Source organism: Erythrobacter sp., from assembly GCF_038133525.1.
Taxonomy (GTDB): Bacteria; Pseudomonadota; Alphaproteobacteria; order Sphingomonadales; family Sphingomonadaceae; genus Qipengyuania.
Map to the genome: position 1 here is coordinate 19,410 of NZ_JAYPTL010000019.1, position 18,648 is coordinate 38,057.

The 18,648-nt window shown below is 62.1% G+C and carries 18 protein-coding genes; 10 read left to right on the plus strand and 8 right to left on the minus strand.

What is annotated here, in order from left to right; translation table 11 throughout:
* Positions 1-3: 3 nt before the first annotated feature.
* Complete coding sequence (locus AAFM29_RS06750; protein ID WP_341712039.1) at positions 4-957, minus strand: DnaJ C-terminal domain-containing protein; 954 nt, start codon at positions 955-957, stop codon at positions 4-6.
* A 190-nt stretch (positions 958-1,147) separates the two neighbouring features.
* On the opposite strand from AAFM29_RS06750, the gene pdxH reads away from it, so the two are divergent.
* The 3 genes from pdxH to AAFM29_RS06765 are packed head-to-tail and all read left to right on the plus strand — an operon-like array spanning position 1,148 to position 3,476.
* Positions 1,148-1,756, plus strand: a complete 609-nt coding sequence (gene pdxH / locus AAFM29_RS06755; protein WP_341712040.1) for a pyridoxamine 5'-phosphate oxidase — start codon at positions 1,148-1,150, stop codon at positions 1,754-1,756.
* A 50-nt stretch (positions 1,757-1,806) separates the two neighbouring features.
* On the plus strand, positions 1,807-2,682 hold the full coding sequence (locus tag AAFM29_RS06760) for a cation diffusion facilitator family transporter (RefSeq protein WP_371830720.1): 876 nt from the start codon (positions 1,807-1,809) through the stop codon (positions 2,680-2,682).
* Positions 2,679-3,476, plus strand: a complete 798-nt coding sequence (locus tag AAFM29_RS06765; protein ID WP_341712042.1) for a PhzF family phenazine biosynthesis protein — start codon at positions 2,679-2,681, stop codon at positions 3,474-3,476. The genes AAFM29_RS06760 and AAFM29_RS06765 overlap by 4 nt, the downstream gene beginning before the upstream one ends.
* On the opposite strand, the gene AAFM29_RS06770 is transcribed toward AAFM29_RS06765, so the two are convergent.
* A complete protein-coding gene (locus AAFM29_RS06770) occupies positions 3,473-4,603 on the minus strand; it encodes a serine hydrolase (protein ID WP_341712043.1) in 1,131 nt (376 codons plus the stop codon). The two genes, AAFM29_RS06765 and AAFM29_RS06770, sit on opposite strands and share 4 nt — an antisense overlap.
* Positions 4,604-4,632: 29 nt before the next feature.
* Between AAFM29_RS06770 and AAFM29_RS06775 the strand changes: the two genes are divergently transcribed.
* A complete protein-coding gene (locus tag AAFM29_RS06775) occupies positions 4,633-4,977 on the plus strand; it encodes a hypothetical protein (RefSeq protein ID WP_341712044.1) in 345 nt (114 codons plus the stop codon).
* Here AAFM29_RS06775 and AAFM29_RS06780 read toward each other — a convergent pair.
* The 3 genes from AAFM29_RS06780 to mnmA all read right to left on the minus strand — a co-directional run bounded on the left by AAFM29_RS06780 (position 4,974) and on the right by mnmA (position 8,195).
* Positions 4,974-5,909 (minus strand): GDP-L-fucose synthase, encoded by a 936-nt coding sequence (locus tag AAFM29_RS06780; protein ID WP_341712045.1) that lies wholly within the window; start codon positions 5,907-5,909, stop codon positions 4,974-4,976. The two genes, AAFM29_RS06775 and AAFM29_RS06780, sit on opposite strands and share 4 nt — an antisense overlap.
* A 2-nt stretch (positions 5,910-5,911) precedes the next feature.
* Complete coding sequence (gmd, locus tag AAFM29_RS06785) at positions 5,912-6,958, minus strand: GDP-mannose 4,6-dehydratase (protein WP_341712046.1); 1,047 nt, start codon at positions 6,956-6,958, stop codon at positions 5,912-5,914.
* An 82-nt stretch (positions 6,959-7,040) separates the two neighbouring features.
* The gene (mnmA, locus tag AAFM29_RS06790; RefSeq protein WP_341712047.1) at positions 7,041-8,195 is read right to left on the minus strand and encodes a tRNA 2-thiouridine(34) synthase MnmA; all 1,155 of its coding nucleotides are present in this window, start codon (positions 8,193-8,195) and stop codon (positions 7,041-7,043) included.
* Between the two features lie 26 nt (positions 8,196-8,221).
* Here mnmA and AAFM29_RS06795 point away from each other — a divergent pair, with 26 nt between their 5' ends.
* The 6 genes from AAFM29_RS06795 to AAFM29_RS06820 all read left to right on the plus strand — a co-directional run bounded on the left by AAFM29_RS06795 (position 8,222) and on the right by AAFM29_RS06820 (position 15,486).
* Positions 8,222-8,593 (plus strand): hypothetical protein, encoded by a 372-nt coding sequence (locus AAFM29_RS06795; RefSeq protein ID WP_341712048.1) that lies wholly within the window; start codon positions 8,222-8,224, stop codon positions 8,591-8,593.
* Positions 8,590-8,889: a DUF1153 domain-containing protein gene (locus tag AAFM29_RS06800; RefSeq protein ID WP_341712049.1), complete on the plus strand. Its 300-nt coding sequence runs from the start codon at positions 8,590-8,592 to the stop codon at positions 8,887-8,889. The genes AAFM29_RS06795 and AAFM29_RS06800 overlap by 4 nt, the downstream gene beginning before the upstream one ends.
* 137 nt (positions 8,890-9,026) lie before the next feature.
* Positions 9,027-9,293, plus strand: coding sequence for a GlsB/YeaQ/YmgE family stress response membrane protein (locus AAFM29_RS06805; protein ID WP_341712050.1), 267 nt, complete (start codon positions 9,027-9,029; stop codon positions 9,291-9,293).
* A gap of 249 nt (positions 9,294-9,542) precedes the next feature.
* Positions 9,543-10,736: an efflux RND transporter periplasmic adaptor subunit gene (locus AAFM29_RS06810; protein WP_341712051.1), complete on the plus strand. Its 1,194-nt coding sequence runs from the start codon at positions 9,543-9,545 to the stop codon at positions 10,734-10,736.
* Between the two features lie 14 nt (positions 10,737-10,750).
* Positions 10,751-14,212, plus strand: a complete 3,462-nt coding sequence (locus AAFM29_RS06815) for an efflux RND transporter permease subunit (RefSeq protein WP_341712052.1) — start codon at positions 10,751-10,753, stop codon at positions 14,210-14,212.
* A 65-nt stretch (positions 14,213-14,277) separates the two neighbouring features.
* Positions 14,278-15,486, plus strand: a complete 1,209-nt coding sequence (locus AAFM29_RS06820) for a DUF445 domain-containing protein (protein WP_341712079.1) — start codon at positions 14,278-14,280, stop codon at positions 15,484-15,486.
* A gap of 58 nt (positions 15,487-15,544) precedes the next feature.
* On the opposite strand, the gene AAFM29_RS06825 is transcribed toward AAFM29_RS06820, so the two are convergent.
* The 3 genes from AAFM29_RS06825 to sucC form a co-directional block, all read right to left on the minus strand.
* On the minus strand, positions 15,545-16,474 hold the full coding sequence (locus AAFM29_RS06825) for an electron transfer flavoprotein subunit alpha/FixB family protein (RefSeq protein ID WP_341712053.1): 930 nt from the start codon (positions 16,472-16,474) through the stop codon (positions 15,545-15,547).
* A 28-nt stretch (positions 16,475-16,502) separates the two neighbouring features.
* Complete coding sequence (locus AAFM29_RS06830; protein ID WP_341712054.1) at positions 16,503-17,249, minus strand: electron transfer flavoprotein subunit beta/FixA family protein; 747 nt, start codon at positions 17,247-17,249, stop codon at positions 16,503-16,505.
* A 191-nt stretch (positions 17,250-17,440) separates the two neighbouring features.
* Complete coding sequence (gene sucC / locus AAFM29_RS06835; protein WP_341712055.1) at positions 17,441-18,640, minus strand: ADP-forming succinate--CoA ligase subunit beta; 1,200 nt, start codon at positions 18,638-18,640, stop codon at positions 17,441-17,443.
* Positions 18,641-18,648: the final 8 nt, after the last annotated feature.

The window sequence follows — 18,648 nt, forward strand, 5'->3', positions numbered from 1 at the left end:
TGGCTACACCCCGAGATCTGCCCTTGGGTCGCTTTCGTCCTTCCACCCTTCAAGCCGCTTGGCAAGCGCATCGAGGTCTGCGGGGAGCTGGATCTGCAGCGTCACCAGCTGGTCGCCGCGGCTGCCGTCCTTCTTGCTGAAACCCTTGCCCTTCAGTCGCAGAACCGTCCCGCCATGGGTACCGGCCTTGATCGTCATCATCACCGGGCCATCGACTGTGGGCACGCGAACCTTGCCCCCGTTGATGGCTTCGTCGAGGGTGATCGGGAGGTCGAAGCGCACATCGTCACCGTCGCGGCGGTAGAGCTTGTGCTTGTCGATATCGATGGTGACCAGTCCGTCGCCCGCACCACCGGGGCCCGGTTCCCCCTTACCCTTGAGCCGCATTTGCGTGCCGCTTTCGAGGCCTTTGGGCAGCTTGAGGTCGATCGTCTTGCCGTCGGCTAAGGTAATCCGCTGGTCCTTGAGCGTTGCCGCCTCGACAAAGGGAACCCGCAAGCGATAGGCTATGTCGGCGCCCGTGCGGGGTGGAGGCGGCCTGCGTCCGGCATTGCCGAACGGGCTGCCGCCGCGTCGCGAGCCGCCACCGAACAGGCCGTCGAAGATATCGCCCAGGTCGATGTCTTCACTGCCAAAGCCCTGGAAATCTTCGGGCCGTGCGCCGCGCCCGGATCCGCCGCCCCGAAACCCGCCGCCACCGAAGCCCCCGCCCATTCCGGCAAATGGGTTGGCCGGATTGCCCTCGGCATCGATCTCGCCACGGTCAAAGCGCGCGCGCTTGTCTGCATCGGAAAGCAGGTCGTAAGCCTGGGTCACTTCGGAAAAGCGTTCGGCGGCCTTGGGATTGTCCTTGTTGCGATCGGGATGGAGTTCCTTCGCAAGCTTGCGATAGGCGCTCTTGATATCCTTCTCGGACGCGGTGCGGGCAACGCCAAGGATGGAATAGGGATCGGCCATGGCGTGTTAGCTAGGTGCAACGGTTCGCGCGTGCAAGCGTCGACGGTTTCCTACGCCTGTAGCCGGGCGTAGCCATCAGCGATGTCCAGCGTTGCTCCCCGCCTGCGATCCTGCCATGCGCCTAACGCTGGTGCTGCGGTTCTTATCCGCAGAACCGTGTTTCATGTGTTCCAAGTTTCAGGATCGACCGATGCAAGCTGAACAGAGCGCCATCCCCGAAACCGATCCCTTCGCGCTGTTCGAAGCGTGGTACGGCGAAGCCAAGGCAAGCGAACCCAACGATGCCAACGCCATGGCCCTGGCTACGGCAACGCCTGATGGGTTTCCTTCGGTTCGCATGGTCCTGCTGAAAGGGCACGGACCCGATGGCTTTGTGTTCTATACCAATGCCGAAAGCCGCAAGGGTGAACAGATTCGCAGCAACATGCGCGCTGCCCTGTTGTTCCACTGGAAGAGTCAGCGTCGCCAAATCCGTATCGAGGGCCCCCTGGTGGAGGTGACCAACGGTGAAGCGGATGCCTATTTCCATTCGCGCCCGCGCGTATCGCAGATCGGCTCGGCGGCATCCGACCAGTCACGCCCGCTGCCGGAAAGGCAGATCTACCTTGATCGGGTCGCCGCGCTTGAGGCGCGCTTCCCCGAAGGAGATATTCCGCGTCCGCCGCATTGGACCGGCTTCCGCTTGAGCCCACGGCGAATCGAATTCTGGCGCGATCGCGAATTCCGCCTGCATGACCGGCGGCTGTTCACTCGCGACAAGGAAGGGGAAGCGTGGTCCAACACGCTACTCTATCCGTGAGTATCGAGCGCACCCGGCTGACTCGATCGGCTGCACTTGCGTCGATCACCATGGCAGTCTTCCTGGTCACGTTGAAGACCTGGGCAACGTGGAAGACCGGCTCAACCGCCATGCTCGGCAGCCTCGCCGATTCCGGGCTCGACCTGATTGCCAGCCTTGCGACGCTCGTAGGGGTCTGGATCGCCGCGATGCCGGCCGACGAAGATCATCGCTTCGGCCACGGCAAGGCCGAAGCGCTCGCGGCGATCGTCCAGGTCATGCTGATTTCGATATCGGCATTCGGCATCGCGGTGCGCGCGATCGGCCACCTGATGTCGGGGGGCGAAACCACCGCCGCCGCAGAGGGGATCGGCGTGTCAGTGATCGCCATCCTCGCCACGTTGGCATTGGTCGCGTGGCAGCGTCACGTCATTTCGCGCACGGGTTCGGTGGCGATCAAGACCGACAATATCCATTATCAATCGGATTTGCTGCTCAACCTGGCGGTCATCGCTGCACTGGTTTTCGATCAGTACCTCGGCTTCTCCGAAGCGGATCCCCTGTTCGGTCTTGGCATCGCGGCATGGCTAGGATGGGGTGCATTCAATGCGGCCAGCGAAGCGGTCGACCACCTGATGGACAAGGAGTGGCCGGAAGAACGGCGCGAGGAGTTCCTTGCCGTCCTGGCCCGCCACCCGGAGCTGCGCGGGGTCCACGATTTGCGCACCCGCACCAGCGGTGCGGTCGATTTTGTCCAGTTCCATGCTGCCATGGATGGGTCCAAGCCGCTGCGCGAAGTGCATCAGATCATGGACGAGCTCGAGGCGCGGATCGAATCGGAGTTTCCGGGCGTGGAGGTGCTGATCCACCCGGACCCGGAGGGCCTCGTCAACGAGGTGGGCGATGCTGCGGAGGAGTTGCTCCCAGAGCTTAAGGACCAGGCGTGACGCGCGCGTTGCCTTACTGGCACGTCGATGCATTCGCCGATCGTCCCTTTTCCGGGAATCAGGCGGCGGTAATCCTCCTTGAGGAATGGCTCGACGATGCCGCCATGCGCGCCATCTCCGAAGAGAACGCCTTTGCCGAAACCGCATTCCTGGTCCGCGATGTGATGAGCGAGGCCGATTGGGAATTGCGCTGGTTTTCGCCTGCGGGCGAGGTGCGCCTGTGTGGCCATGCGACTTTGGCCAGCGGGCACGTCATCCTGGGCCGCGAAAGCGGTGATCGAGTAATTTTCCGCACGCGCCAGGCCGGTCTGCTCGAGGTGTGGCGGAGTGAAGCCGGCTACGAACTCGCCCTGCCGTTGATCGGCACCACGCCGCAACCCTGGCCGGAAGCGGTCGCGCTCCTGGGCGCTGAGCCCCTCGAAGTGTGGCGTAACGAGTCCGGCTACAACCTCTTCCTCTTTCGCGATGAGGCGAGCGTGCGGGGGCTGGTGCCGGACCTGCGTGCCCTGGCGGCACTGGGCGACGATCAGTTTATCTGCACGGCACCAGGGACGGCGACCGATATCGTCAGCCGCGTCTTCGTCCCGGGTGGCGGCGTTGACGAGGATAGCGTGACCGGTTCGGCCCACGCTGTGCTGGCCCACTTCTGGTGCTCGCAATTGGGGCGCGAGAGCTTCACCGCCTATCAGGCCTCCCAACGTGGCGGTTCGCTGACCTGTCGTCGCGAGGGCGATCGGGTCTGGTTGGGCGGTCGTTGCGCCACCGTCGTCGAGGGGAGCTACTTCCTCGCTTAGCTGGCGGGATAAAGCTCGATCACGTCGGCCAACTGTTGCAGCATGGCCTTGCGCTCCTTCGCATTGGAATGGCCCAGCCGTACTACCGTCAGCTTCTGGCTGGGCGAGACGAAGACATATTGGCCCATGTGCCCGATTGCAGAAAAGGCGCTGTGCGGCGCGCGATCCGGAAACAGTGGTTGTTCCATCCCTTCGGGTACAGGACTGTTGAGCCAGGTCTGCAGTCCGTATTGTGGACTCTTCGGGCTGGGGGTGATCATCTCCTCAACCCACTGACGCGGAACGATCTGTTCGCCGCGGAAGGAACCCTTGTTGCGCAGCAACTCGCCGAACTTCGCCCAGTCGCGCGCAGTGGCGTGGATCAGGCTGCCGCCGATCAGCGTGCCTGAGCGGTCAAACTCGGGCACCGCTGATGTCATGCCAATGGGCCCGAACAGTCGGGCGTGCATATAGTCAGCCACGGCCTTGCGCCGCACGTCGGGATTGCGGCTCTCGGTCAGGGCGCGTGCCGCGATATCCGCGAGGATGACTGTAGTGTTCGTGGAGTACTCGAATTTCGACCCCGGCTCCGCTTCGAGCGGCTGGGCGGTGGCGTAATCGGCCATGTCGTCGCGTCCGTCGAGGAACAGCATCCGCACTTCGCCACTGTCGTAGAGCGGGTCACCTGCCTCGGTATGCTCGAGGCCCGAGCGCATTTGGAGGAGATGGCGCAGGGTGATCTCGGCGCGTGGATCGCCAGGCCGCTGCCAGCGCGGCACCGGCGCCGGGGCGTCGAGACGCAGCTGTCCGTCGGCCACCAGCATGCCGATCATTACGGCGGTGACCGTCTTCGCCATAGACCAACTGACGAAACGGGTCCTCTCGCTGTAGCCGGGTGCGTAACGTTCGGCGGCGATCTCGCCGCCATGCATGACTACCAGCGCGCGCGTCTCGCCCAGCTCGTCGAGCGTGAACAGGTCGTCGGTTTCGCGCGCCAGCGCCTTGGTCGGCGCGCCGGGCTCCTTGCCTACGGCTGCGAGAGCCTCTTCGCTAAGCGGAGGCGGTTCTGCCGGGCCCGACGATCCACAGGATGCAAGGCTTGTGGCGGAAAGGAGAAGCGCGATAAGGGGTGCGGGCCGCAGGATCATGCGGCGTCACTCGCATGAAGGAATCCCGCTTGGCAACGGCCAAAACCCGCTCCTCGAAATTGCGCCGCAGACTCTTGTTGCTGATCCTGTTTGTGGCCTCGCTGGCCACTGCATGGGTAATCTGGGGCGAAGGGGTGCGCCGAAATGCCGGCGCCGGAACCGCCTATGGGGCCCATGTCACATGTTCATGCCGCTACATCGAGGGACGCAGTCTCGACGATTGCACAAAAGACAAGGTCGAGGGCATGGAATTCGTCCGCTTCAGCGAGGATCCCGAAGCCAAGAGCATAACTGCGACGGTTCCCTTCGTTGCCAGCGATACAGCTATCTGGCGCGAAGGCTACGGTTGCGTGCTCAGGGAGTGGGAAGGTTAGGCTGCTTCGCGCAGGAAGGCTGCATAGGCGCTGCGCAAACCGTCTTCGAGCGTGATCTCCGGGCGCCAGCCCAACGCCATCATTCGAGAGGAATCGAGTACTTTGCGCGGCGTACCGTCAGGTTTGCTCGTTTCGAATACGATGTGCCCATTGAATCCGACGATTCCCGCGATCAGGCTGGCGAGCCTGGCGATCGTAATGTCTTCGCCATAGCCCACATTGATCGGCGCTTCATCCGAGTAGTCGACCAGCAGCTTGATGCAGGCATCGGCAAGATCATCGACATGGAGGAATTCACGTTGTGGCGAGCCGCTGCCCCAGACTAACATCGCTTCGCTTCCTGCAATCTTTGCCTCATGTGCCTTGCGGATCAGGGCGGGAACTACATGGCTACTGTCGGGATCCCAATTGTCTCCGGGCCCATAGAGGTTCGTCGGCATGGCAGAGATGAAGTCGCGACCGTACTGACGCCGATATGCCGCGGCCAGTTTGAGCGCAGCGATCTTGCCGATCGCATAGGCTTCGTTCGTCGGTTCGAGCGGGCCCGTGAGCAAGGCAGCTTCCCCGATCGGTTGGGCCGCGAGCTTCGGGTAGATGCAGGATGATCCGAGGAACAGCAGCTTTCCCACGTCATACCGATGCGCAGCGTCGATAACGGTCGTCGCAATGGTCAGATTGTCGTAGAGGAACTCGGCAGGACGCGTGGCATTGGCCATGATCCCCCCTACGCGAGCCGCGGCCATTACGACGGCGTCAGGACGGTGTGTGCTGAACCAGTCATCGACCGCAGCCTGGTTGCGCAGGTCAACGGACCTGGGTGCAGTCAAAACCGTACAGGGTTCACCTTCGAGTCGTCGGAGCAGTGCCTTCCCGACCATGCCGCCATGCCCGGCGACCCAGACGGATTTCCCCTCGAGCGCGAATGGTAGCATGGTCACTGACGCTGAAGCAGGTTCAGATCGGCTTCGACCATCTCACGTGCGAGGTCACGCACCGGAAGGGTCGCCGCCCAGCCAAGTTTTTCGCGTGCTTTGCTTGCATCACCGCGCAGGTAGTCCACCTCTGTCGGCCGAAAATAGCGCGGGTCGATCTCGACCATGCAGCGGCCAGATTGGACGCAATAGCCCTTCTCTTCGATGCCCTCACCACGAAACTCGATCGCAATTCCGGCGTCTTGGAAAGCCCAAGCAGTAAAGTCGCGAACGCTGGTAGAGATGCCGGTCGCAAGGACGTAGTCATCAGCCTGCGGCTGTTGCAGCATCAGCCACATGCCTTCAGCGTACTCGCGCGCATGGCCCCAATCGCGCCTGGCATCGAGATTGCCAAGCCACAGACGCTCTTCCCGTCCAAGTGCAATGGCCGCTGCGGCGCGCGTAATCTTGCGTGTCACGAAGGTTTCGCCGCGGACGGGACTTTCATGGTTGAACATGATCCCGCAGCTTGCATGCAGATCATAGGCTTCGCGGTAGTTCACCGTTATCCAGTGAGCGTAGAGCTTTGCTGCGGCATAGGGGCTACGCGGATAGAACGGGGTCTTCTCGTTTTGTGGACATTCCTGCACCAGGCCGAACATTTCGATGGTTGATGCCTGGAAGAAGCGAGTGAACTCTCCAAGGCCAAGGATGCGGATCGCCTCAAGCAAGCGAAGCGTGCCCAATCCGTCGGCGTTTGCTGTATATTCGGGGGTTTCGAAACTGACCTGCACGTGGCTTTGTGCTGCAAGGTTATAGATTTCGTGTGGCTGGACCTCCTGCACCACCCGGATGAGGTTCGTCGCGTCGGTGACATCACCGAAGTGCAGATACATACGCGGATCAGGATTGTGCGGATCCTCGTAGATATCTTCGATCCGACCTGTGTTGAACGAGGATGACCGGCGCTTCACGCCATGTACCTCATAACCCTTTTCCAGCAGAAATCGCGCCAAGTAGGCACCGTCCTGCCCCGTCACACCGGTAATGAGCGCCCGTTTCGTCGGCACGTCGACCTCATTCTCTCTCTGAGCCTACGGATCAGCCAATCGCCGGTGGGAGGCAAGGTGAATTCGAGTGAAATGCCCCGATTTAGGCCGCCTGCCGCTCGGTTTCTGCGATCCAGCCGCCACCGACGACGCGCTCCCCGGCATAGAGCACAGCGGCTTGCCCTGGGGCGACACCCAGTTCGGCTTGCGCAAAGCGGATCGTGACCGTGCGCCCCTCGCCAAGCGGACCTTCGAGGGTAACCGGGACCGGTCGCGCCAGGCTTCGTACCTTGGCAGTCAGGGGAAGGTCCGGCAGCGGGCCGATGCGATTGGTTTCTACCAGCTTTGCGGCTGATACCGCCAGCATGGCGCGAGGGCCGACGCGGACTTCGGCTCGCTCGGCATCGATCCCGACCACATATAGCGGCTCGGCCTGCCCCCCGATCTCCAGGCCGCGCCTTTGCCCAACGGTGTAATGGATAATACCGCGGTGCCGACCAAGCTCCTCGCCGGTCGCCGCATGCACGATGGCGCCCTCGCGTGCGCCCTCCGGCCTCAGCTTGCGGACAATTTTGGCATAGTCGCCATCGGGCACGAAGCAGATATCCTGGCTGTCGGGCTTTGCCGCATTGCGCAGGCCAGCCTCCTCAGCGATTTGGCGAACCTCGCTTTTGGCCATGCCACCCAATGGGAAGCGCAAGTAGGCGAGTTGTTCTTCCGTCGTGGCGAACAGGAAATAGGACTGGTCGCGTGCTGGATCGATCGCACGATGCAACTCGGGTCCGGCAAGGCCCAGGATACGCCGCACGTAGTGACCGGTCGCAAGGCAATCCGCACCCAGCTCGCGTGCCATGGCAAACAGATCGGTGAACTTGGGACCCATATTGCACCGGATACAGGGGACCGGTGTCTGGCCGGCAAGGTAGGCGTCGGCAAAGGCTTCGACCACTTCCTCGCGAAATGCGCTCTCGTGATCATGCACGTAATGCGCAATGCCAAGGCGGTCCGCCACGGCTCGGGCGTCGCGGATGTCGTCGCCCGCGCAGCAGGCGCCCTTGCGGCCGCTGGCGGCACCGTAATCGTAGAGCTGCAGCGTGACGCCGATGACTTCCGCCCCGCTTCGGGCGGCGAGGGCTGCGACCACGGAACTATCGACTCCACCCGACATCGCCACGACGATGCGACATTCTGCCGCAGGCTTCGGCAAATCGAACAGGCCGGCGGCTTTGGCCGGGGAAAGGGTAATGCTGGCGGGCATGGTGGCCCCATACACGCTAGAGGGGCTTGTCACCAGTAGCCCCCGTAAAGCCTCGCGATCGATGTTTCACGGATCGTTTACCATGCTGGCTTATCCACAAGAGCATGTTTGAGGGGCAATTCAACAGAACGGGTCTTCCCGAAGCGCGTGAATCGGCAGATTTGCAGCGTTTCCGTTGGACGGACCTAGTCGCACGGCTCGCTGCGACTCGCGATCTGCGTGACGAAATCGCGCGGGTCGAGGGTGGCTTCAGCGCCTTTACCGAAGTCCGCCGCGAAGGTGGCGAAAAAGGTAAAGAGGCTGTTTACCATAATGGTTCAGGACATGGCAAAGCGGACGGGCTAGGGATCGGTGAAGCCGCCAATGACGCGGTGCATGGCGATCGAGAGAAAGAATGATTGAAAACCAGGATATCCGCCCTGCACAGGTGATCGGCCCCCTTGGGGAGCCGCTGACGCTTGACGACCTGCCTTCGCCCAGCACCAAGCGCTGGGTTGTGCGTCGCAAGGCGGAAGTGGTTGCTGCCGTGAATGGCGGACTGCTGACAATCGATGAGGTGCTTGAGCGCTACAGCCTCAGTCTGGAAGAGTTCGCGTCCTGGCAGCGTGCCGTTGATCGTTCGGGCATGCAGGGGCTGCGCGTAACGCGCATCCAGCATTATCGCGACCTCTACGAGCGTCAGTTGAAGTACTGACATCTGCTCCCGGCAGGCGTCAGGAATACATCTGAAATTCCGCGATTTCTCGGCTCTTCTTCCGGCATGGGGGAACTGTTGGCCGTGCTCGTCCGTTTGGCGGGCATCGGGTGGACGGTGAAAAGAGGAGATTCGTTATGGGATGGATTGTTGCAATCATCGTGGGCGGTGTTGCCGGCTGGCTGGCGAGCATGGTCATGCGGCGGGATGCATCGATGGGCATTTTCCTGAATGTCATCGTCGGCATCCTGGGTGCTCTGCTGGGCAATGCCTTTATCGCACCGCTGCTCGGCTTTGGCGGTAGCATTCAAAGCTTCAATGCTGCCGGCTTTGTGATCGCAATCCTTGGTGCGATAGTCCTTCTGGGTATTGCAAACCTCGTCCAGCGGGGTCGGCTGAGGTAAGTTCATCGTGTAGATCGAATAGAAAGGCCGGGATAATCTGAGTCCCGGCCTTTCTCGTTCTATCTTTACCTTATCTCAGGCGAGCACGAACATTTCCCGACGTTCGTCCGTTGCTGGGAGGCCCCGGTCGATAGCTGCATTGCCCCCCAAGAACAGGCCGCCTATCCGGCCATTGCTTATTTCTTGCGCTTAGTGACCTAGTCATGTAACACACTCAGGTCCGAAGTCGCATTCTGGGGCATTATGGCAATGAAGTACGAGTCAGGTTTCGAGGCCCAGCGGGCACAGGTGATGGAGTCCGTCGGCGATGACGACATGATCGGAGCCGAAGCGCCTGGCTCCATGCGTCGTCGAATCATCGTCATTGCGCTCGTCGCGCTCGCGGTAGCGATCGTCGCCTTCTTTGCCTTCGGCTCAGGCGGTGGAGATGCCACGCCTGACGAAACCGCCCAGCTGCCGACGGTTTCCGTGGTCGCCCCGGGGCGAACTACCGTTGAAGGCGAGATTGTCGCCACCGGTACGCTCGCCGCACGCCGCGATATGCCGGTGGGTGCAGTGGGAGAAGGCGGTCGCGTGATCGCGATACCGGTGGAAGCCGGTGACTGGGTTCGCCAGGGCCAAGTGCTGGCGGTCATCGACCGTTCGGTTCAGACCCAGCAGGCCCAGAGCGCTGCTGCCCAGGTCCATGTCGCGCAGGCCGATGCCAACCTTGCCCAGGCCAATCTCGACCGCGCTCTCAAGCTGGTCGAACGCGGCTTCGTTTCGACTGCGGATATTGATCGCCTGACTGCCACGCGCGATGCCGCCGATGCGCGAGTTCGTGTGGCCCAGGCGCAGCTGCGTGAGCTCCAGGCCCGCAATGCCCGCCTCAACATTGTTGCTCCCGCCTCGGGCCTGCTGCTCGAACGCAACGTCGAAATTGGCCAGACCGTGTCGGGCGGCGCGCAATCGCTGTTCCGCATTGCCCGCAACGGCGAAATGGAGATGCTTGCGCGTGTCGGTGAAACCGAACTGGCAAACCTTTCGAACGGCGTGACGGCCGAAGTTACTCCGGTCGACGGCGGCAAGACATTTACCGGGAAGGTCTGGTTGCTTTCTCCCACGATCAACACCCAGGACCGCCAAGGCACTGCGCGTATCGCGCTCGCCTACGCACCCGAACTGCGTCCAGGCGGCTTCGCCACAGCACGGATCAGCAGCGGTACGGTAGTCGCACCGATCCTGCCCGAAAGTGCGGTGCTTTCGGATCGCGAAGGGGCCTTCGTGCTCATCATCGATGGTGAGAACAAGGCACAACGCCGGGCGGTCAAGACTGGTGCAGTCACAGCCAAGGGCATCGTTATTGCCGAGGGCCTTTCGGGTGCCGAGAAGGTGGTGCTGCGAGCCGGTGGCTTCCTGACGCCGGGTGAGACCGTCAATCCCCAGATGACGAAGATCGACTGAACAAAGGCAGCCCGATGAACTTCCGCAATATTTCTGCCTGGTCGATCCGCAACCCGGTCATTCCTTTGGTCGCCTTTGCCGCGCTATTGCTGGCCGGGCTGATCAGCTTCGCCCGGATGGACGTGGTCAACAACCCGGACATCGAATTCCCGGCAGTCAACGTTTCGATTTCGCAGCCGGGCGCAGCGCCCACCGAGATCGAGAACCAGATCACGCAGCGCGTGGAAGCGGCCGTCCGTTCGATCAACGGCGTTAGCTCGATCAATTCGACCGCTCGCGAAGGTAACTCGAACACCTTCATCGAATTTGAGATCGGAACCGATCCGAACGATGCCGTGGCCGAGGTCAAGAATGCAGTCGATCAGATCCGTGGCTCGCTGCCCGATGGGATCATCGAGCCCCGCGTGACCAAGGAGGAGATCTCGGGTGGCTTCCTGGCGATCTACGCGGTCGAAGCCGACGACATGACGATCGAAGGGTTGAGCTGGTTCATCGACGACACTGTCGCGAAGCAACTCCTCGGCATCGAGGGGATGGCAGAGGTTAACCGCTTCGGCGGCGTCGACCGTGAAATCGAGGTAATCCTGGATCTGCCCAAGATGCAGGCGCTTGGCGTCACCGCAAGCCAGATCAATAGCGTGCTGCGTCAGAGCAACATCGACGCCGCCGGCGGTGCGGCTGAGGTTGGCGGCACCAGGCAATCGGTCCGCGTTCTTGGCAACAGCGACGATGCCTATGCCCTCAGCCAGAGGCAGATCCAGCTCGGTGGTGGCCGCACGGTCAAGCTGGCCGAAGTGGCCAAGGTTCGCGACGGCTTCTCTGAACGCACGTCGATCAGCAAGGTGCGCGACAAGGAAGTCGTCAACTTCGCCATGAGCCGCGCCAAGGGCGCTTCCGACGTTACCGTCTATGAGGAGGCGCTCAAGAAGATCGAGCAAATCGAGGCCGAGAATCCCGGGGTGAAGTTCATTCCGCTGTTCAACACGGTCAAATACACCAAGCAGCAATACGAAAGCGCCATGGCGGCGATGATCGAAGGTGCAATCCTGGCGGTTGTCGTGGTGTTTTTCTTCCTGCGCGATTGGCGCGCGACCGCGATTTCGGCGGTTGCGATCCCGCTCTCGGCGATTCCGACCTTCTGGTTCATGGACTTGCTGGGGTTCAATCTCAACCAGCTCTCCCTGTTGGCACTCGCACTGGTTGCGGGCGTGCTGGTCGATGACGCGATCGTGGAGATCGAGAACATCGTGCGCCACATGCGCATGGGCAAATCGGCCTATCAGGCATCGATCGACGCGGCCGACGAAATCGGCCTGGCCGTGCTGGCGACCACCATGGCGATCGTCGCGGTGTTCCTGCCGGTCGCGCTGATGCCGGGTATTTCGGGCCAGTTCTTCATCCAGTTCGGCATGACCGTGGTCGTGTCGGTGCTGATGAGCCTGGCCGTGGCGCGCCTGATCACGCCGATGATCGCCGCCTATTTCCTGAAGGCCCATGGCGAGGCAAGCCATGGCGAGGGCTGGCTGATGGACCGCTATATGAGGATTCTGGCCTGGTCGCTCGACCGCGGCAAGATGTATGCGGCACGCGAAGGTATCGAAGGGCCGCGCCATCGCTGGCTTTATGTCCTGTCCCTGCTGCTCGTCGTAATCGGCGCGCTCGTTGTGTCCGCGGTCGCCACGTTCATGGCCTCCGGGATCATCCAGGGTTTCGGAATTCCTGCGATGATCGCCGGTCCCGATGCGAATCTTCCGGCCGAAATTCTTGCCAAGATCGTGGGCGTCGCGCAGCTGGCGATCGCGCTTGCCGCAGGTGCTTTGTCGCTGCTTATCTTCTTCAAGGGCCTTGCGTTCATCGTGGCCCGCTTTGGGGCTCACATGCGCCAGGCATGGCAATACCTCTTCGCGCGCTTCCTCGATCACCGCGTCTGGATGCTCGGCGTCGGCTATTTCTCGCTGCTGCTTACCATCCTGCTGTTCGGCGTCGTCCCCGCCCAGTTCCAGCCGGTCATCGATGACGACAACAGCCGGATCGAGATCGAGATGGTGCCCGGCACGACGCTCGAGACGACCGAGCGCGTCGCTGACGAAGTCGCGGCAATCCTCTACGAACAACAGGAAGTGGAGCGGGCGCTCGAGCGAGTGCGCGAGGGGCAGGCGACGATCTACATTACCTTGCGCCCCGACCGTGAGCGGACATCGATCGAGTTCGAACGCGGCCTGGCGCCGCGCTTCGCCCAGATCGCTGATGCGCGCGTGCGGTTCGCCTCGCAGTCGGGTGGTTTCGGTTCGGGTCGCGACATGACGATCATGCTGGCCGGTTCCGATCCCGAACTTCTGAATCAGACAGCAGCGACGTTGGTCGAGCAGATGAAAGGCGTCGACCTGCTGGTGGCTCCCCGTATCAGCGCCGATATCAATCGGCCTGAGCTGATCATCGAACCGCGCGAAGACCTCGCTGCCGAACTTGGCGTGACGACGGTTGCGCTGAGCCAGACGATCCGCATCGCCACCATGGGCGAGATCGAACAGAATGCGGCCAAATTCTCCCTCTCGGACCGGCAGATCCCGATCCGGGTGAAGCTGCCCGAGAGCTCGCGTGAAAGCCTCGAAACGATCAAGAACCTGCCGGTCCAGACTGCAAACGGTGGGTCGGTGCCGCTGTCGCGCGTTGCGAACGTATCCTTCGGTTCGGGCCCCACAAGCATCCAGCGCTACAATCAGAACCGCCGCGTGCTGGTTGGTGCGGACCTTGCCCAAGGTGTGGTCAAGGGTGAAGCACAGGCAAAGATCGACGCACTGCCGATCCTTCAGGATCTGCCGCAGGGCGTGATTCGCGACGTCGTCGGCGAAGATGAGTGGCAAGCTGAGCTGATGACCAGTCTGTTGATCGCGATCATCTCGGGCGTGCTTCTGGTGTTCGCGGTGCTGGTGCTGCTCTACAAGCGTTTGATGAGTCCGCTGGTGAATATGACCAGCCTGGCCCTGGCACCGCTCGGTGGCATCCTGCTCGTATGGGTGTTCGGCCAGCCGCAATCGATGCCCGTTTATATCGGCATCCTGCTGTTGCTGGGTATCGTTTCCAAGAACTCGATCCTGCTGATCGACTTCGCGATCGAAGAGATGGACAAGGGTACGCGCAAGCTCCACGCGATTATCGATGCCGGTCACAAGCGCGCCCAGCCGATCGTGATGACGACCGTCGCGATGACTGCCGGCATGGTCCCAACCGCTCTGTCTGGTGTGCTCGGTTCGGGTGATGGTGCTTGGCGCGCGCCGATGGGCACTGTCGTGATTGGCGGACTGATCCTCTCCACTTTGTTGACGTTGCTCATTGTTCCGGCGGGCTTCAGCCTTGCGGACGGTTTTGAGAAGCGTGCGGGACCCTGGCTCCGCACGCGCCTGCTCACCTACAAGGATGGTGATGACAGCCGCGGCTTGGTCGGTGGATCGCTGGAGGCCGAGCCGGCGGAGTGACGGGCTTCCCCCCTGCAGGCCGGGCGCAAGCCCGGCTGCCGGTAACGCCAGACCGCGCGCGCGCGATGCGCAGGACCGCGACGGGATTGATCGTCGCGATGGCGGTCCTATTCATCGTTTCGGGGCGCTACCTCGGCCTGCATCCGTCGATCGGATACGTTCACGCCTTCGCGGAGGCGGCGATGGTCGGTGGCCTTGCCGACTGGTTTGCCGTGACGGCACTTTTCCGGCGCCCGCTCGGTCTGCCGATCCCGCACACGGCTATTATTCCGGTCAACAAGGATCGCATCGCCGAAACGATGGCCGGGTTCCTGCGCGACAACTTCCTCACCCCCGCTGTCGTTGGCCGGCGCATGGGCGCGATGAACCTTGCCAAGGCACTCGGCACCTATCTCGCGGATCCTAAAGCGGCGAATGACTCGCGCATTCGTGCGGGCGCAGGGGAATTGGCGGTCGAAGTCCTCGAATCGCTCGATCCTGACAGGCTGGGTGGGCAGGTCCGCAGCGGGATCAAATCCCAGCTTGAAAAACTCGACATTGCACCACTGCTAGGCGGCATGCTTTCGGCGATGATCGCCGACGGCCGACACAAGCCGCTGATCGACAAGATCATCCGTTGGACCGGCCTCGTACTCGAAGACAATGAGGAGATGGTGCGCGATATCGTCCATCGCCGTGCCAACGCGGTCTTACGTTTCACCGGGCTCGATGAACGGCTGGCGAATTCGGTGATCGACGGGCTCTACAAGCTGCTTGCCGAAGTGCTCGTCGATCCTGAACACCCTATCCGGGCCAAGATCGAAGAGGGTCTGGAAGAGTTCGCAAATGGGCTACGAGAAGATCCCGAGCTTCAGGAGCGGGTAGAGCGGCTCAAGCGCGAATTGCTCAACAACCCCGCGATCAGCGATTGGTGGCAGGGCGTGTGGGAGCGCCTGCGCGGCAATCTGATCGAATCGATCCGCTCATCGGGCGGAGTGGGCGGAGCCTATATCGGCGAGACGCTGGGTGAACTCGGTGCCGCATTGCGTGATGACGAACGCCTGCAGGCTCAGGTCAACCGCTTCGCCCGCCGGACGGCCGTGGGGATTGCCACCCGCTATGGTGACCAGATCGTACGCCTGGTTTCGGAAACCGTGCGGCGCTGGGATGCGCAGACGATCACGGACAGAGTGGAATCAGCCGTGGGCCGGGACCTCCAGTTCATTCGCATCAACGGCACATTGGTCGGCGGGCTGGTTGGCGTGACGATCCATGCGATAGATCGGCTGCTCTGAAACGAAGAAGGGCGGACTCTTCAGCCCGCCCTCAAACCCCCTGCTTTATCTCAAGCAGTTACAGCTTACCGGTCAGCTCCGGCACGATCTTGAAGAGATCGCCAACCAGTCCGATGTCCGCGACCTGGAAGATCGGGGCGTCTTCGTCCTTGTTGATCGCGATGATCGTCTTCGAATCCTTCATGCCGGCGAGGTGCTGGATCGCACCCGAAATGCCGATGGCGATGTAGACTTCGGGGGCGACGATCTTGCCGGTCTGGCCGACTTGGTAGTCGTTGGGGACGTAGCCCGCGTCGACCGCCGCACGGCTGGCGCCAACGCCCGCACCGAGCTTGTCGGCGAGCGGGATGATCACTTCCTGGAAAGTCTCCGAATCCTTCAGCGCGCGGCCGCCCGATACGATCACCTTGGCACTGGTCAGTTCCGGACGTTCGCTCTTGGCGATCTCGGCCGAGACGAAGCTCGAGGTACCGGCATCGCCAGTCGCGGCGACGTCTTCGATGCTGGCCGAGCCACCTTCGGTCGCGGCCTTGTCGAAAGCCGTGCCCCGCACGGTGATCACCAGCTTGGTGTCCGAAGATTCCACGGTAGCGATCGCGTTGCCGGCATAGATCGGACGGGTGAAGGTCTTGTCGCCTTCGACCGAAAGGATGTCCGAAATCTGCATGACATCGAGCTGCGCAGCGACGCGCGGTGCGATGTTCTTGCCAGTGGTGGTCGCGGGCGCGACGAAGGCGTCGTGGCTGGCCATCAGCGAAGCCACCAGCGGCGCGACGTTTTCAGCGAGGCCGTGCTCGTAAGCCGCATCGTCGGCACAATGGACGGTGCTGACACCGGCAACCTTGGCGGCTTCTTCGGCGACGCCGCGGCAGCCCTTGCCGGCGACCAGCAGGTGCACTTCACCAAGCTTCGATGCGGCGGTAACCGCAGCCAGCGTGGCGTCCTTCATGTGGGTGTTATCGTGTTCCACCCAGACGAGAGTTTTCATGTCGTGATTCCTTTCGTGTCCGGGTTGCTCAGGCGATGCCGAGGGCTTTGATCTTGGCGACCAGCTCGTCGACGTCGGCAACCTTGATGCCGGCCTGGCGTACCGGCGGCTCGGTGACCTTGAGCGTCTTGAGGCGCGGTGCGGTGTCGACGCCATAGTCGGCCGGGCTCTTGGTATCGAGCGGCTTGGACTTGGCCTTCATGATGTTCGGCAGCGAAGCATAGCGCGGCTCGTTCAGGCGCAGGTCGGTGGTGACGATCGCGGGCAGCGAAAGTTTCACGGTCTCGAGGCCGCCGTCGACTTCGCGCTTCACCGTAACGCTGTCGCCATCGACTTCGACGGTATTGGCGAAGGTGCCCTGCGGACGGCCCATGAGGGCGGCGAGCATCTGGCCGGTCTGGTTCGAATCGTCGTCGATCGCCTGCTTGCCCAGCAGGATCAGGCCCGGCTCTTCCGCTTCGGCAATCGCCTTGAGGATCTTGGCGACCGCCAGCGGTTCGACTTCATCGTCCGTCTGCACCAGGATCGCGCGATCGGCGCCCATGGCCAACGCGGTGCGCAGCGTTTCCTGCGCCTTGGTTGGGCCGACGCTGACAACGACGATCTCACTCGCCTTGCCCGCTTCCTTGATGCGAATGGCCTCTTCGACGGCGATTTCGTCAAAGGGGTTCATGCTCATCTTGACGTTGGCGAGGTCGACGCCGGTGCCGTCCGCCTTGACGCGCGGCTTCACGTTGTAGTCGATCACCCGCTTGACGGGCACGAGGATTTTCATGGGCTTTCCTTCCTCTCGAATGAATCTGCGGCCCGCCTAGCTTGCGTTTACGTAAACGTCAAGCGAGCCAACCGACGAACGATCTTCAAATTTCGGTCCGGAATGCGTGAAATCACACCCCGGAAAGCAGAAGGCGGACCCTCTGCAGGGCCCGCCTTCCAAATCACTTCATCGCAAGGCGATCAGGGCTGTCACGCCGCCTTCTTCACCTCGGCCACGATCTTTCGTGCAGCATCGCCTAGGTCGTCGGCGCTGACGATGGCGAGGCCGGAATTGTCGAGGATCGCCTTGCCTTCGTTGACGTTGGTGCCCTCCAGGCGAACGACCAGCGGAACCGAGAGGTTCACGTCTTTTGCCGCCTGGATGATACCATTGGCGATCACGTCGCACTTCATGATCCCGCCGAAGATATTGACGAGGATCCCCTCGACCGCCGGGTCCTTGAGAATGATCTTGAACGCTGCGGTCACCTTCTCGGTGGTGGCGCCGCCGCCCACGTCGAGGAAGTTGGCCGGGAAGGCGCCATTGAGCTTGATGATGTCCATCGTCGCCATGGCGAGGCCCGCGCCGTTGACCATGCAGCCGATGTTGCCGTCCAACTTGATGTAGGCGAGGTCATATTCGCTGGCTTCGACTTCGGCCGGATCTTCTTCGGTCTCGTCGCGCAGCGCCTCGATATCCTTGTGGCGATAGAGCGCGTTCGAATCGAAGCTCATCTTGGCGTCGAGCACCATCAGCTTGCCATCGGTGCTTTCGACCAGAGGGTTGATCTCGAGCATCGAGCAGTCGGTCGCCATGAAGGCCTCATAGAGCTGCTTGGCCAGCACCTGCGCCTGCTTGTTGAGATCGCCGGTCAGCTTGAGCGCGAAGGCCACTGCACGGCCATGGTGCGGCTGGAAGCCCTGGGCAGGATCGACAGTGAAGGTGGTGATCTTCTCGGGCGTGTCGTGCGCGACGGCCTCGATATCCATGCCGCCTTCGGTCGACACGACGAAGGCAACGCGGCCCGTGGCGCGGTCGACCAGCAGCGACAGGTAGTATTCCTTGGCGATGTCGACGCCATCGGTGACATAGAGGCGATTGACCTGCTTGCCGGCCTCACCGGTCTGGATGGTCACCAGCGTATTACCGAGCATTTCCTTGGCATTTGCCTCGACCTCTTCGAGCGTCTTGGCGAGGCGGACACCGCCCTTGGCGTCGGGTCCGAGTTCCTTGAACTTGCCCTTGCCACGGCCGCCGGCGTGGATCTGCGCCTTGACCACATAGAGCGGGCCGGGGAGCTGCTTCGCCGCCGCAACGGCTTCTTCAACGCTCAGTGCGGCGTGACCTGCGGGCACCGCAATGCCGAACTTGGCGAGCAATTCCTTGGCCTGGTATTCATGGATGTTCATGGGTGGGC

What these genes read in the sequence shown, in the direction of transcription:
- AAFM29_RS06750 (WP_341712039.1), bottom strand. Translation starts at nt 957, where the DNA reads ATGGCCGATCCCTATTCCATCCTTGGCGTTGCCCGCACCGCGTCCGAG.
- pdxH (WP_341712040.1), top strand. Translation starts at nt 1,148, where the DNA reads ATGCAAGCTGAACAGAGCGCCATCCCCGAAACCGATCCCTTCGCGCTG.
- AAFM29_RS06760 (WP_371830720.1), top strand. Translation starts at nt 1,807, where the DNA reads ATGGCAGTCTTCCTGGTCACGTTGAAGACCTGGGCAACGTGGAAGACC.
- AAFM29_RS06770 (WP_341712043.1), bottom strand. Translation starts at nt 4,603, where the DNA reads ATGATCCTGCGGCCCGCACCCCTTATCGCGCTTCTCCTTTCCGCCACA.
- AAFM29_RS06780 (WP_341712045.1), bottom strand. Translation starts at nt 5,909, where the DNA reads ATGCTACCATTCGCGCTCGAGGGGAAATCCGTCTGGGTCGCCGGGCAT.
- mnmA (WP_341712047.1), bottom strand. Translation starts at nt 8,195, where the DNA reads ATGCCCGCCAGCATTACCCTTTCCCCGGCCAAAGCCGCCGGCCTGTTC.
- AAFM29_RS06800 (WP_341712049.1), top strand. Translation starts at nt 8,590, where the DNA reads ATGATTGAAAACCAGGATATCCGCCCTGCACAGGTGATCGGCCCCCTT.
- AAFM29_RS06805 (WP_341712050.1), top strand. Translation starts at nt 9,027, where the DNA reads ATGGGATGGATTGTTGCAATCATCGTGGGCGGTGTTGCCGGCTGGCTG.
- AAFM29_RS06810 (WP_341712051.1), top strand. Translation starts at nt 9,543, where the DNA reads ATGAAGTACGAGTCAGGTTTCGAGGCCCAGCGGGCACAGGTGATGGAG.
- AAFM29_RS06815 (WP_341712052.1), top strand. Translation starts at nt 10,751, where the DNA reads ATGAACTTCCGCAATATTTCTGCCTGGTCGATCCGCAACCCGGTCATT.
- AAFM29_RS06820 (WP_341712079.1), top strand. Translation starts at nt 14,278, where the DNA reads ATGCGCAGGACCGCGACGGGATTGATCGTCGCGATGGCGGTCCTATTC.
- AAFM29_RS06825 (WP_341712053.1), bottom strand. Translation starts at nt 16,474, where the DNA reads ATGAAAACTCTCGTCTGGGTGGAACACGATAACACCCACATGAAGGAC.
- AAFM29_RS06830 (WP_341712054.1), bottom strand. Translation starts at nt 17,249, where the DNA reads ATGAAAATCCTCGTGCCCGTCAAGCGGGTGATCGACTACAACGTGAAG.
- sucC (WP_341712055.1), bottom strand. Translation starts at nt 18,640, where the DNA reads ATGAACATCCATGAATACCAGGCCAAGGAATTGCTCGCCAAGTTCGGC.